Source organism: Gardnerella sp. KA00288 (assembly GCF_049244085.1).
Lineage (GTDB): Bacteria > Actinomycetota > Actinomycetes > Actinomycetales > Bifidobacteriaceae > Bifidobacterium > Bifidobacterium greenwoodii.
The window spans coordinates 817,784-831,938 of record NZ_CP058373.1 but is presented as its reverse complement, the minus strand read 5'-3'; the positions used below and the strand labels follow the sequence as shown (position 1 = coordinate 831,938).

10 protein-coding genes and 1 other RNA gene are annotated in these 14,155 nt (G+C 41.8%); 10 read left to right on the top strand and 1 reads right to left on the bottom strand.

Annotated elements, in window-relative coordinates:
* Nucleotides 1–8 precede the first annotated feature (8 nt).
* The 8 genes from argH to HXT52_RS03090 all read left to right on the top strand — a co-directional run bounded on the left by argH (nt 9) and on the right by HXT52_RS03090 (nt 9,850).
* Nucleotides 9–1,496: an argininosuccinate lyase gene (gene argH, locus HXT52_RS03125; RefSeq protein ID WP_421775685.1), complete on the top strand. Its 1,488-nt coding sequence runs from the start codon at nt 9–11 to the stop codon at nt 1,494–1,496.
* A 137-nt stretch (nt 1,497–1,633) separates the two neighbouring features.
* Complete coding sequence (gene tyrS / locus HXT52_RS03120) at nt 1,634–2,953, top strand: tyrosine--tRNA ligase (protein ID WP_004136073.1); 1,320 nt, start codon at nt 1,634–1,636, stop codon at nt 2,951–2,953.
* Nucleotides 2,954–3,017: 64 nt separating this feature from the next.
* Nucleotides 3,018–4,430 carry a tetratricopeptide repeat protein gene (locus tag HXT52_RS03115; RefSeq protein WP_421776180.1) on the top strand — a complete coding sequence of 471 codons (1,413 nt, stop codon included), beginning with the start codon at nt 3,018–3,020 and terminating at the stop codon, nt 4,428–4,430.
* Nucleotides 4,431–4,450: 20 nt separating this feature from the next.
* Nucleotides 4,451–5,563, top strand: a complete 1,113-nt coding sequence (locus HXT52_RS03110) for an HAD-IIA family hydrolase (RefSeq protein ID WP_421775684.1) — start codon at nt 4,451–4,453, stop codon at nt 5,561–5,563.
* Nucleotides 5,560–6,363 carry a TlyA family RNA methyltransferase gene (locus HXT52_RS03105; RefSeq protein ID WP_421775683.1) on the top strand — a complete coding sequence of 268 codons (804 nt, stop codon included), beginning with the start codon at nt 5,560–5,562 and terminating at the stop codon, nt 6,361–6,363. Before HXT52_RS03110 ends, HXT52_RS03105 begins: the two co-directional genes overlap by 4 nt.
* An 81-nt stretch (nt 6,364–6,444) precedes the next feature.
* Entirely contained in the window at nt 6,445–7,374 is a 930-nt protein-coding gene (locus HXT52_RS03100) for an NAD kinase (protein WP_119521576.1), read from the top strand.
* Between the two features lie 36 nt (nt 7,375–7,410).
* Nucleotides 7,411–9,195, top strand: a complete 1,785-nt coding sequence (gene recN / locus HXT52_RS03095; protein WP_421775682.1) for a DNA repair protein RecN — start codon at nt 7,411–7,413, stop codon at nt 9,193–9,195.
* Entirely contained in the window at nt 9,179–9,850 is a 672-nt protein-coding gene (locus HXT52_RS03090; protein WP_421775681.1) for an HAD family hydrolase, read from the top strand. Before recN ends, HXT52_RS03090 begins: the two co-directional genes overlap by 17 nt.
* On the opposite strand, the gene rnpB is transcribed toward HXT52_RS03090, so the two are convergent.
* Nucleotides 9,847–10,220: RNase P RNA component class A (gene rnpB, locus HXT52_RS03085), an RNA gene on the bottom strand. The two genes, HXT52_RS03090 and rnpB, sit on opposite strands and share 4 nt — an antisense overlap.
* A gap of 211 nt (nt 10,221–10,431) precedes the next feature.
* Between rnpB and hpf the strand changes: the two genes are divergently transcribed.
* Both hpf and secA read left to right on the top strand, forming a co-directional pair.
* Nucleotides 10,432–11,103: a ribosome hibernation-promoting factor, HPF/YfiA family gene (hpf, locus tag HXT52_RS03080; protein ID WP_004128140.1), complete on the top strand. Its 672-nt coding sequence runs from the start codon at nt 10,432–10,434 to the stop codon at nt 11,101–11,103.
* Nucleotides 11,104–11,320: 217 nt separating this feature from the next.
* A complete protein-coding gene (gene secA, locus HXT52_RS03075) occupies nt 11,321–14,107 on the top strand; it encodes a preprotein translocase subunit SecA (protein WP_102694780.1) in 2,787 nt (928 codons plus the stop codon).
* Nucleotides 14,108–14,155: the final 48 nt, after the last annotated feature.

Genomic DNA, 14,155 nt, shown 5'->3' with positions numbered 1-14,155 from the left:
AGGTAATAATGATTTCTCACGATACAACAAAAAACGCTAGCAATCCGATTGCATTGTGGGGCGGACGTTTTAGCTCTGGCCCATCTAAAGAGCTTGCTGCATTAAGCAAATCAACACAGTTTGATTGGCGATTAGCTGATGATGATATTGCTGGATCTAGAGCTCACGCGTTTGCGTTGTATCGTGCAGGTCTTCTTAGCAAAGAAGAGTATTCAGAGCTGATTTGCTCATTAAACGAACTGCAAAATCAAGTTGATTCAGGAACTTTTGTTCCTATTGAAGAAGACGAAGATGAGGCAACTGCGTTAGAGCGAGGATTGCTTGAAATTGCTGGAAGCAAGTTAGGCGGAAAGCTTAGAGCAGGTCGTTCTAGAAATGATCAGATTGCAGCGCTTATACGCATGTTCTTACGCCGACATGCTCGATTTATTGCAAACCTACTGCTAACAGTTTGCAAAGCTTTAATTACGCAGTCAAAAAATGCAGAAGATGCTGTAATGCCAGGGCGAACTCATATGCAGCATGCTCAACCTATTTTACTTGCGCACCAATTAATGGCTCACGTTTGGCCACTACTTCGCAACATTCAGAGACTTGTTGATTGGGATTCACGCGCAAACGAAAGCCCTTATGGTGCTGGAGCTTTAGCTGGAAACACTCTTGGTCTCAACGCTGATGGCGTTGCTAAAGAGCTTGGTTTCGACGCTGTTTGCGCAAACTCTATTGACGCAACCGCAAGCAGAGATATTGTTGCTGAATTTGCATTTATTTCAGCAATGATTGGCGTTGATATTTCCCGGTTAAGCGAAGAAATTATTATTTGGAATACGCAAGAATTTGCTTTTGTTCGCTTAGACGACGCTTATTCAACCGGTTCTTCTATTATGCCTCAGAAAAAGAATCCAGATATTGCAGAGCTCGCAAGAGGAAAGTCTGGCAGATTAATTGGAGACTTAACAGGATTAATGGCAACTCTTAAAGGTCTTCCTACTGCTTATGCTCGCGATCTTCAGGAAGATAAAGAAGCTGTTTTTGACCAAATTGACACGCTTGAAGTGCTACTTCCAGCATTTGCAGGAATGCTAAAAACTATGCAGTTTGATTTTAAGCGTCTTCGTGAGCAATCAGCCACAGGTTTTGCGCTCGCAACAGATATTGCAGAATGGCTGGTAAAGCAAGGTGTTCCATTCCGTAATGCTCATACTTTGTCTGGTTTGTGTGTAAAGCGAGCAGAAGAAATCGGCGGAGATTTTGCTGATTTAAGCGACGACGATTTTGTGAATATTTTAGGCGGATTCATTGATTGCAGCCAAATTCCTAATCTTAGAAAACTGCTTTCAAGTGACGGATCTGTTGCGTCTCGTTGTACTAGAGGCGGAACTGCACTAGTGCGAGTTCTTGAACAAATAAATGAAGCTGAATCTAAAGTAAATGAATATAGTAAGTTTGTTTCTTCTACAAGCGACGGTTCCGCTTATAGTTCATCTTCAAAATAATATTGTGCAAAATTGAAATATTGTGATTATGCTTTTGACAGCTTTGTAATAGTGTCTGCCTGTACTGCAAAAATTAAAAGGCTTGCGGACGCGCATAGCGCCCGATATTTCGGAATTTTTGCAATAAGGAGATACGAATGGCTCAGGTCAGGAATTACAAGGAAGCAGGTTTTGCTTCTTTGTTTGAAGAGCTAAAGTGGCGTGGATTGATTTCTCAATCTACAGACGAGAAACAGCTTGCTCAAGCACTTGACGGAGAACCATTAACGTATTATTGCGGCTATGATCCTACAGCTGCATCTTTGCATATTGGAAATCTTGTTCAGCTTATTAACATGCGCCACTTGCAGGCAGCAGGTCATCATCCTATTGCGCTTGTTGGTGGAGCAACTGGTTTGATTGGCGACCCTCGTCAAAGTGGTGAGCGAACTTTAAATTCTAAAGATATTGTTGCTGCATGGGCTGAACGTTTGCATAATCAGATTGGACGTATTCTGCCTCTTGATGGAGAAAATCCTGTTCGTTTTGTTAGCAATTACGACTGGGTTTCTAAGATGTCTGCTATTGATTTCTTGCGAGATGTTGGAAAAAACTTCCGTGTTGGTACAATGATCGCTAAGGATATTGTTGCTCGTCGCTTGAACTCAGATGAAGGTATTTCTTTTGCAGAGTTTAGTTACCAGGTTTTGCAAGGAAACGATTTCTTGTATCTCTTTGATAACTACAATGTCACTTTGCAGCTTGGTGGATCTGATCAGTGGGGTAATTTGACTTCTGGAATGGATCTGATTCGTAAGGTTCGCGGAGCTTCAGTAAACGTATTTACTAGCCCGATTATTACGGATAATCAGGGCCGCAAGTTTGGTAAGTCTGAAGGCAACGCAATGTGGCTTGACCCAACAATGTTAAGCCCATACCGCTTCTACCAGTTCTGGTTTAATCAGCCTGATGATGAAGTTGTTAAGTTACTTAAAGTTTTCACATTCTTACCAAAGAGTGAGATTGAGCGTTTAGCGCAGCAAATTCAAGAAGATCCAGGAAGCCGTGAAGCTCAGCGCGTGCTTGCTTGGGAAGTTACAAGTTTTGTTCATGGTGAAGATTTAACTAACCAAGCTATTGAAGCTTCTTCCGCACTGTTTGGACGTGGAGATATTAAAAATATTGATGAGCAGACTCTTGAGGCTGCTTTAGATGGCGTTAAAGTGAAGTCAGAAGATGGTAGCTTAGATTTTGCAAAGTCTCACAATGGGGATCGTATTGTAGAAGCTGCGGTTTCTGCAGGTTTGTTCCGCACAATTTCCGAAGCTCGTCGCGCTATCGAAGCTGGTGGTTTGTATCTAAATAATGAACGCGTTGAAGGCGTTGATGATGTTCTTGACGATAATTCGTTCTTACATGGTCGTTTTGCTTTGCTTCGCCGCGGTAAAAAAGCTATTGGTGCTGTAGAGCGCGCATGATTTGTTTTTAATATTAGATTAATATTAATTTATTGTTTATTAGAATTTGAAAGGTATGCCGATAATGGGCGAAGAGCGCGGATCACGTAGTGGCAAGTCGTTTGGTAATCGTGGTAATTTTGGCCATCGAAACGGTGGTAAAAGTGGTGAAAGACGCGGTGGTTTCCATAAAGATGGATTCCACAAGAGTGGTTCTAAGAGAAGTGGTTTCCGTTCTGAAAATCGCGACGGAGAACATCGTTTTAACCGTAATCGCCGCTTTGATGATCGCCGTGATGATCGTCGTTCGCGCGATTTTGAGCATGGCGGTGAAGAAGGCGGAAATCCTCGCTACAAGAAGTTTGATGGTGAAAAACGTTTCGACCGTCGAAATAATCACAACGAGAATCGCAGAGAAAATAATCGCGGTGGAAACTTCCACAAGGATTTCCATAAAGATTCCAGAAGTGATTTTGGCGATAATCGTCGTGATAATCGCAGCGAAAATCGTCGTGATAATCGCAGCGAAAATCGTCGCTTTGACAATCACCATAATGATCGTTACGACCGCAATAATCGCAATGAAAATCGTCGCTTCGACGAACATCGCAGCTCTGAGCGCCGAAACAGCAATGCGCATGGCAATGTCAGATTTGAAAATGGACCTCGTCGCAATTCTGACGGAACGGTTTCATATCCATCACAAAACCCTTATACCGCGCGTCGCCCTGGCGAGCCTAAAATGCCAAAGGGTCTAGAGTGGGCAATGCTTTCTAAGGAAGACCGTGAGCGTTTGCGTGGCCTTTCCAAGGAGCATGCTGAAAATATTGGTCTTCATATTCTTGCAGCCTACGTTTTGCAGGAAGAGAATCCTGATCTTGCTTTGGAACACGCAAAATGGGTTGCTAAGCAGGCTTCAAGAATTGATTTTGCTCGCGAAACATTAGCTTTTGTATCTTATCGTCAAGGCGATTACAAGCTTGCTGCTAAAGAATTCCGCACTGCAATGCGCATGAACGGTTATCTCGACTACCTGCCATTTATTGCAGATTGTGAGCGCGGCATGGGCAATCTAGATAAAGCCTTAGAGATTTGCATGTCAGATGAAGCAAAAAGCCTTAAGGGTGAAGTTAAAGCCGAAATGTTCCTAGTGTACGCCGGTGTTTTGTTTGATACTGATCATGCAGATAAAGCTATTGAGCTCGTTCATGCAATGGGCCGTTCAAAGGGCTTACCTGGAGAGTATCGTATGCGTGCCGTTCAAGCTGAGCAGTACTTCTTAGAAGAAGCAGGCAGAAGCGATGAAGCCGTAGAATTAGAATCTTTGCTCGACAGTCTTGAAAATCAGTATGCTGATGCTGACGATGACGATATTAACACAGATGATATTGTTATTGACTACGATTTGGAACATTTGAACGACGCCATGATGGATGAGATTGGTGTAAGTGAAGATGATTGCGAATTTGCTCCAGAAGAAGATGAATCTGAGGATTAAAATCATTTAAGGCTATTTTTATGCAACTTGAAACGAGAAAGAATTTTTCTGCAAGTACTCGTCCTTTAAGTGAAGCTTTTAGCTTAGCTTTGCTTGATTTGGATGGTGTTGTTTATAGAGGCGGAAATTCTGTTGAGTATGCTGCTGAATCGATTGAGTCAGCTCAAAAACGCGGAATGTTTATTGAATACACAACAAATAATTCTTCTCGTTTTCAAGCTGTTGTTGCTAAACAATTGGAAAGTTTTGGTCTGAGTGTAAAACCATGGCAGATTATTACTTCATCTGTTGTTGCAGCTCGCATGGTTGCGCGTCATGTTGAGCCAGGTGCTCGTGTTCTAGTTCTTGGTGCTGAACATTTGCTTGAGGAAGTTAAGCGTGTAGGTTTACAGCCTGTAGATTCTTGCAAAGATAATCCGCAAGCTGTTATTCAAGGCTGGTATCCTCAGATGACTTGGCAAGAAATGGCAGAAGTTTCTTTTGCTGTAGAGCACGGAGCTAAATATTTTGTTACAAATCGTGATTTAACAATTCCTCGCGAACTTGGAATAGCTCCTGGATGCGGCTCAATGATTCAGGCTGTTATTAATGCTACAGGAGTTGAGCCTATTTCGTCTGCTGGAAAACCTGAATCTGCAATGTATGACGAGGCTCGACTGCTTGTTGCAGCAAATGCTGAACATGTAAAAACTAAATTTGAGTCAGAGGATGAAAATTATACTGAAAAGGACGAGTTTGGAAATCCTGTAATAAGTATTTCTAAATCTCTTGCTGTAGGAGACCGTTTAGATACTGATATTGAAGCCGGAACAAGGGGAGGCTACGAGTCTTTGCTTGTTCTTACTGGAGTTACGAATCCTAGAATGCTTATGCTTGCGCCGAAACATTTGCGACCAAGCTTTGTCTCTAAAGATTTGCGAGGACTTAACGAGTCCCATAACTGCCCAGAGAGAGTGGACGAGCATACTTTTATTTGCGAAAATGCAAAAGCTGAGCTTACTGATAATCGTATTATTGAAGTAAATAATCTTAATGATTGCAATGCTTTGAGGGCTGCATGCGCGTTGACATGGAGTTTGCAAGATAATGGTGAATCTCTTGAAAACTATACTCTTCCGGAGTTTTCATTATGAGTTTTAATGAAGATTTGCGAATTTTTGTAAACTCTTCTTCACATAAACGTTTGGATTGTGCTCTTGTTGCCAGAGGATTAGCAGAAAGTAGAACAATAGCTAAGCGTTTAATTCAAAATGGTGCTGTAAGCGTAAATAATAAAACTATTAAAAAATCTTCTTTTCTTGTAGAGGATTCAGAGGAAATAGTTATTTCTAAATTAGAAGGCGTAAGCTCTTTTGCTAAATATGTTTCTCGCGGAGCTCTTAAGCTAGAAGGAGCTTTTGAAGCGTTTTCTAAATATGGTTTATCTACTTCCAATTCAACTAGAGCATTAGATATTGGTGCGTCAACAGGCGGATTTTGCGACGTGCTTTTACAAAGAGGAGTTGAGCATATTATTGCTCTCGATGTTGGTCATGGGCAGCTTAATCCTAAAATTGCGAATAATCCTAGAATAATCGAAATGAGCGGAGTAAATATTCGTAACGTTTACGAAGAAGATTTGCCGTATAAACCTAATCTGATAGTTTCGGATGTTTCTTTTATTTCTTTAACATTTGTTATTCCGGTAATTTCGCGCATTGCTGAGCATAATGCAGATGTTGTTTTACTTGTTAAACCTCAGTTTGAGGTTGGAAAAGGAAATCTTGGAAAAGGTGGAATAGTAACAGACGAATCTTTGCGTTTTAAAGCGTTAGAAAATGTTGAAAAGTGTGCTAAAGATAATAATTTGAAGATTGTTTCAACAGTAAAATCTCCTATTGAAGGCACTCACGGAAACGTAGAATATTTGCTTTATGCGCATTTTGAAGGCTGATAATACAAATACTTACGCCTAATATACGTAGAAGAATTACAATAGTACTGTTATTTGAAAACAGTACGAAGGGTATTTGTGATGCAGAAACATTTCGATGAAAATACTGCTTCTGCGCCTCGACGCGCTCTTGTAGTAACTCATGCGAGACTTGATAGCCACAGTGCTGTAGTAAATCAAGTTACTTCACAGCTTACTCAAGCGGGTTTTCTAGTTGATGTTTTTCACAGTGCTGCCGTTTCTGACTTTTCTAAAACGCCTACTAATTTAGTTGATGAGCATACTGAAATTGTTGTGGTGCTTGGGGGAGATGGCACCATGCTTCAGGCTGCAGAGTTAGTGCATTGCACTACCGTGCCAATTATTGGAATAAATCTTGGTCACGTTGGTTTTTTGGCAGAATTCGAAAGCTTCCAAATTGATGAAGCAATTAGAAGAATTGCCAATAAGGATTATTCAATCGATCGACGTATGGAGGCTCATGTTGACGTGTGGCTTCCTGGAGAAACTGAGCCTTTAAGAGACTGGGCTTTGAATGATATTACGCTTGATCGTGCAGATCGTGGGCGAATGGTAGAGCTTTCAATACGAGTAGATGATGTTGAAATGTCATCTTTTGGCTGTGATGGTGTAATAGTTTCAACTCCTACTGGTTCAACAGCTTATGCGTTTTCTGCAGGTGGCTCAATTATGTGGCCAAATGTTGAGGCTCTGCAATTAGTTCCTTTAGCTGCTCACGCGCTTTTTGCTCGTCCGCTTATTATTGGCTCAGGATCTACTTTTACGATTGATATTCTTGAAGAATCTTCTTCGGGAGGCTGGATTTGCTGCGATGGCAGGCGTCAGCGTGCTCTTCCTCAAGGATCAAGGATTCAAGTTCGACAGTCTAAAGATGAGCTTTTGCTAGCTAGACTTTCGGGAGCGCCTTTTACTAAGCGTTTGGTTACAAAATTTGATTTACCAGTAGTTGGTTGGCGAGAACATAACAGTAATCAGTCAAACCGTAAATAATCTACTTAACTAATAGCAGTAAAAACGAGGTATAGTGTGCTTGAAGAATTAGAAATACGCAATCTTGGGCCAATTTCACACGCGCTTATTACTCCTTCTTTACGAATGACTGCGATTACAGGTGAAACTGGCGCTGGAAAATCAATGCTTTTAAGTGCTATAAAACTTATCTCTGGTTCGAAATCAGATTCTGCTAGAATTTCGCCAAATGCTAAAGAAACGTGGGTGCAAGGCGTATTTAGCATCCCAAAATCAGGCGAAGTGGAAGAAATTGTTAATCAAGCTGGCATTGAGCTTGAAACTTCAGAAATTGATGAAACAAAGTCAGATATGTATGTTGCAAGAACTGTTCCTAAACAGGGTCGCTCAAGGGCAACAATATCTGGATTCGCTGTTCCAAAAACTTTGCTTGAAGACGTATGTTCACAAATGATCACGATTCATGGTCAAAGTGATCAGTTACGTATAGCAACTAGCGCAAAACAGCGCGAAATGTTAGATCTAGTGGCAAAGAATAGTGAATTAGCTAATAAGTATTTTCAAGCTTATCAAGCTTTAAAAGATGCTCAAGAAGCGTGTAATCGTCTTGAAAACCAAGAATCTTCCGCTCGTCAGAGAGCTGACTATTTGAGAGAGTCTTTAGCTCAAATAAAACAAGTAGATCCAAAACATAATGAAGATGAAGAATTGCGTGCAAAGCGCGAGCGCATTGAAAATTCTGCGCAAATTATTAACGCTGTGAGCACAGCTTTATCATCGCTTGACGTTAGTCAAATCGACTATAGTGCTTCATCGTCATCTTTAGATGCAAGAACGCTTATTGATCAGGCTGCTCAAGCATTGCGAAATATTAGAGTTGATAATTCATTTAGTAAACTCGCTCAACAGCTTGATGATATTCATGCGCAACTGGACGATATTGTAATGCAGCTTGCTCAGCAGATTGATTTTGATGCGAGTGAGGAAGATTTAGATTCTTTAAATGCAAGAATACATGATCTTAGTGAGCTTACGCGCAGATGGGGGCCAACTTTAGATGATGTTCTTAATTGGGCGCAAAAAGCTCAGTTTGAACTTGAAGATTTAGATGATTCTCCAGAAGCTATTGAGCGTGCTAGGGCCGCTTGTAATAAGTGTTACGATGAAGCTTTTGATTTAGCTAAGAAATTATCTGCCACTCGTGTGAAAGCAGCTAAAAAGCTTAGTGATGATGTTAGTAATGAGCTATCTTCTTTAGCAATGGATGGCGCTCAATTAAATGTTCGAGTAAATTCTAGAAGTGAGAATCAAGATGGTTTCGTTGATCTCGATTCAAACGGCATTGACGATATTGAGTTTCTTTTTAGACCATTTCCAGCTTCGCCAGATTTACCAATGGGCAAAAGTGCTTCTGGCGGTGAGCTGAGTAGGCTGATGCTTGCAATGGAACTTGTTGTTGCAAGAATGCGCGAGCATGATGATAAAAACATGACTTTTATTTTTGACGAAGTTGATGCAGGAGTTGGTGGCGCTGCAGCAGTTGAACTAGGAAAGCGTTTGGCTAAACTTGCTAAACATTCGCAAGTGATTGTTGTTACGCATTTGCCTCAAGTGGCCTCTTTTGCTGATGCTCAATATGCTGTGCAAAAAAATATTTCACCTGTTAATAATGGTGATTTTGAAAGTCAAGAAGCGGATACTACTGTTAATCTACTCGAAGGTAAATCTCGTGAGCTGGAAATCGCTCGTATGCTTGCTGGAAGTAACTCTAAAACTTCGCTTGAACATGCGCATGAATTGTTGGAAACGAGTAGAAAGATAATTGATGACGCTGCAGAATAATAATTCGTTTTTTAAGGCTGCTATTTTTGATTTTGACGGAACTCTTATTGATTCTCTTGGAGTTTGGGATGATATTGATAAAAAGAGTTTCGCAAAACGCGGCTTAAATGTTCCGGATATTTTTGCAAATACTACAGCAGCTATGAATCCTCGCCAAATTGCAGATTATGTTATTGAACATTACGGTTTTAGTGAATCTCCTGAAGAACTAATGAAGGAGTGGTCAGATATGGCGTTTGATGCTTATGCTAATCATCTTCCTCTTAGAAAGGGAGCTTACGACTACGTTAAATACTTGCGTTCTAAAAAAGTAAAGATGTTTCTTATTACAACTCTTTCCAAAACTTTATGCGAGCCTGCGTTAAGAAGGCTTAATATTTTAGATTGTTTTGATTTTTTGCAATTTGGGGAAGATTTATCTAAAGAAGGAAAAAACAGTTATAAAACTTATGTTGATATAGCAGAAACTCTTAAGGTTGCTACAAAAGATTGTGCAGTTTTTGAAGATTCTGCAACTGCGCTAAATTCTGCTCAACAAGCTGGAATGAAAACATACGGTATTGTAGATGAATCGTGCTCAAAAAATGATTTAGACTTGCCATTTAGGAAATGTTTAGAAGTATTTTCCAACTTCGATGATGCTCCAAAAAGTTGATGAGGTTTCACATACCCCGGGTTTTGTCGCGTACACAAGTGCACACGGATGGCCATCCATCTCGATTTGACGTTACCGCCAAACTCTAGCAGTCTACCCGAAGACTCAGGCGAGCAGCCTTTAAGCGTCTTCTGCTTGACCTTGCTCCCAATGAGGCTTGCCATGCGACTAACTGTTACCAGAAGTCCGGTGGTCTCTTACACCGCCGTTTCACCCTTACCCAAACGAAACGTTCGGGCGGTCTATTCTCTGTTGCGCTATCTCTCAGGTCGCCCTGGGCGGACGTTATCCGCCATTGTGCTCTGTGGAGCCCGGAAGTTCCTCAGTCACTCCGAATGAACATTGTGACCGCGGCCATCGTGAAACCTCAACCTTCCCAAGTATAGCAGATATTGTTCATATCGTAAAAAATTAGTTGTTTTGCGTAAATTTTCGAAATAATTATGAAATTTTTTTGCTTAAATTTAATAACTTGCTAGTTTCTTATTGATTTAGCAGATATAATAGAAGCACCGACGGCATCGTGGCAGTCGGCTGATACAAATCGAACTTAGGTTCGAATCTATATGGGGAGGTTTCGCATGGAAATCGTCATTACTGGTCGTCATACGCAGATTAATCAAAGGTTCCGTGACGTTGTAGAAAGTAAGATGAATCGCGTAACCGCTATTGCTCCTGATGCGCAGCGCGTTCAAATTGTGTTGACTCATGAAGGTAATCCAAGGCAGGCAGATACTGCAAAGCGAGTTGAAATTACTGTTGTTGCAGGTAGCACCGTGATTCGCGCAGAAGCTTCTAGCACTGATCAGTACAGTGCTCTTGACATGGCTCTAGATAAGTTGACGCTGCGTTTGCGCCGCACGCGTGATCGCCGCAAGGATCATCGCCGCGGATACACGGAAATGGTTCCTGTTGATATGGGCGCTGTTGAGCCAGAAATTGACATGAAAATTGAGGAGCCTAGTGAGGATGTTGCCAATAGTGCGGATGCAGCTGTTGCTTCTGATTTAGGCCCTGGTGAGTCTGTGGAAGTTAGCGTTGGTGACACGCCTATTGTTATTCGACGCAAGCTTCATATTGCAGAGCCTATGAGCATTGATGAAGCTTTGTACGAGATGGAATTAATTGGTCACGATTTCTTCCTGTTTGTTAATAAAGAAACAATGCGACCATCTGTTGTGTATCGTAGGCATGGATGGAGCTATGGTGTGTTTGAGATTGATACGCCTGAAAATGTTGCTAAGAAAAAGTAATAATAAAATAATTACGAAAATTAATAAAAGTATTTAGGAGTTTGTAAAAATTAAGTTAGATTAACAAAATGCCCGTCGGCTAGATGGCTAGGCGGGCATTTTATTTGTTACACCGACTCGCGTGCTTATAAAAATCGCTGCCGTCGCGTAATATAGGCACAGTTTACGTCTATGTTGGCTAGGCCGTCTTCATAGACATGACCTAAGGGAGCAAAACGTGGTAGATATCGTCGATAAAGCCTTGCGTATGGGTGAAGGCCGTCAGTTAAAGCGCCTTGAGAACGTTGCCAAGGCTGTGAATGCGTTGGAAGATGAAATTTCTGCGCTTTCCGATGAAGAATTGAAGGGTCAAACCGCTAAATTTAAGCAGCGCTTAGATAATGGTGCAAAACTGGATGATTTGATGCCTGAAGCCTTCGCTACTGTTAGAGAGGTTTCAAAGCGTACGCTTGGCCAGCGTCACTTCGATGTTCAGCTTATGGGCGGTGCGGCATTGCATTGGGGCAATATCGCAGAAATGAAAACTGGTGAAGGTAAAACACTTGTTGCAACTTTGCCAAGCTATTTGAATGCTTTGGAAGGCAAGGGCGTTCACGTTGTTACAGTTAACGACTATCTTGCAAGCTACCAGAGTGAGCTTATGGGTCGTATTTACCGATTCCTCGGCATGAGTGTTGGCTGCATTATTACCGATCAGCAGCCACCTGAGCGTCGTAAGCAATACAACGCTGATATTACTTACGGTACTAACAACGAGTTTGGTTTCGATTACTTGCGCGATAACATGGCGTGGGAAAAGAGCGAGCTTGTGCAGCGCGGTCATCACTATGCTATTGTCGATGAGGTTGATTCTATTCTTATTGATGAAGCTCGTACACCTTTGATTATTTCTGGTCCTGCTGAAGGTGATGTAACTCATTGGTATCGCGAGTTTGCAAAGCTTGTTTTGAAGCTTAACCGCGATGTTGATTACGAGATCGACGAAAAGAAGAAAACTGCAGGTATTCTCGATTCTGGTATTGCTAAGATTGAGGATTACTTGGGTATTGATAACCTTTACGAGCCAGCTAATACTGCTCTTATTGGTTATTTGAACAATGCTCTTAAAGCTAAGGAACTCTTCCTTCTTGACCGCGATTATGTGGTTACTAATGGTGAGGTTTTGATTGTTGATGAGCATACTGGTCGTGTTCTTCCAGGACGTCGTTACAGTGAAGGCTTGCATCAAGCTATTGAAGCTAAGGAAAACGTGGAAGTTAAGGCAGAAAATCAGACTTTTGCTACTATTACTTTGCAAAATTACTTCCGCATGTATGACAAGCTTGCCGGTATGACTGGTACTGCAGAAACTGAAGCTGCAGAATTTATGGGAACATACAAGCTTGGCGTTCTTCCAATTCCTTCTAATCGTCCAGTTATTCGTATGGATAAGGATGATTTAATCTTCCGCACTAAGAAAGAAAAGCTTACTGCTATTGTGCGCGACGTTGCTGAACGCCATGCAAAGGGTCAGCCAGTATTGCTTGGTACTGCTTCTGTTGAATCTTCAGAAATTCTTTCTTCGCTTCTTGATGTTGCTCGCATTCCTCACCAGGTTTTGAATGCTAAGCAGAATGCTAAGGAAGCTGCTGTTGTTGCTGTTGCAGGCCGTAAGGGTGCTGTAACTGTTGCTACTAACATGGCAGGTCGTGGTACTGATATTATGCTCGGCGGCAATGTTGAGTTCCTTGCAGACGCTAAGTTGAAGGCTGAAGGATATTCTCCAGACGATACTCCTGAAGAGTATGAGAAGCGTTGGCCGGGCGTTTTAGCCGAAGTTAAAGAGCAGGTTAAGGACGAGCACGAAGAAGTTAAGAAGCTTGGTGGCTTGTATGTGCTTGGTACTGAACGTCACGAATCTCGCCGTATTGATAACCAGCTTCGAGGCCGTTCTGGTCGTCAGGGTGATCCTGGCGAATCCCGCTTCTACTTAAGCTTGGAAGATGATTTGATGCGCCTATTCAACACTCAGCTTGTTGCTCGTGTTATGGCTAAGGGCTTGCCAGAGGGCGAACCAATCGAATCTAAGTATGTTTCTAACGGTGTGCGCACGGCGCAGAAGACTGTTGAAGCTCGTAACTTTGAAATGCGTAAGAACGTTTTGAAGTATGACGATGTTATGAATAAGCAGCGTACTGTTATCTATGCAGAACGTCAGATGGTTCTTAAGGGTGAAGATATTCATGAGGACATCTTGAAGTTCATCAGTGACACTGTGGAAAGCTATGTTCGTGGCGCAATGAACGGTTCTGATAAGCCAAAGAACTGGGATTTGGACGGCTTGCAAAACGCTTTGCTAGCAGTTATGCCTGTTATTCTCGATTGGGATCAGGTTCGTGAAACAATTTCTAAGCTTAAAGGTGAAAAAGCTGTTATTGCTTTGCGAGATTTGATTGTTGATAACGTAAACAATTTCTACGATATCTTTGAAAAGCGCATTGGATCTGACGCAATTCGTCAGATTGAGCGCCGTGTTGTGCTGGCTGTGCTTGATCGCAAGTGGCGTGAACATCTTTATGAGATGGACTACTTGAAGGATGGTATTGGTCTTCGTGGCATGGGCCAGCGCGATCCTCTTGTTGAGTATCAGCGTGAAGGCTATCAGATGTACAACTCCATGATTGAAGCAATCAAGGAAGAAAGTGTGCAGCTTCTGTTCCACATTAATCTTGAGCAGGTTGCTTCTACAGAAGATACTTCTTCTGATTCTTCTGTCGATGAGGATGTTGCTCAGGCAGAAGCAGAAGTTGATTCTCAAGATCAGCCATCTGGAATTGTTGGACCTGCACCTTTGAGCCATGCTGAAGGCGATGTTCCGTTAAGCATGCGACCAAAGAACGAAGAGTGGAAGACCCCTTGGTCTGATGGTCGTACGTTCCCAGGAACTAACAAGAATGATGAATGCCCATGCGGTTCTGGACGTAAGTACAAGCTTTGCCATGGACAGAATGAAGCTGAAAACTAAGCAAAACTTAAACTGGAACTTAAGTGAAAATTTAAGCTTAGAAAAATA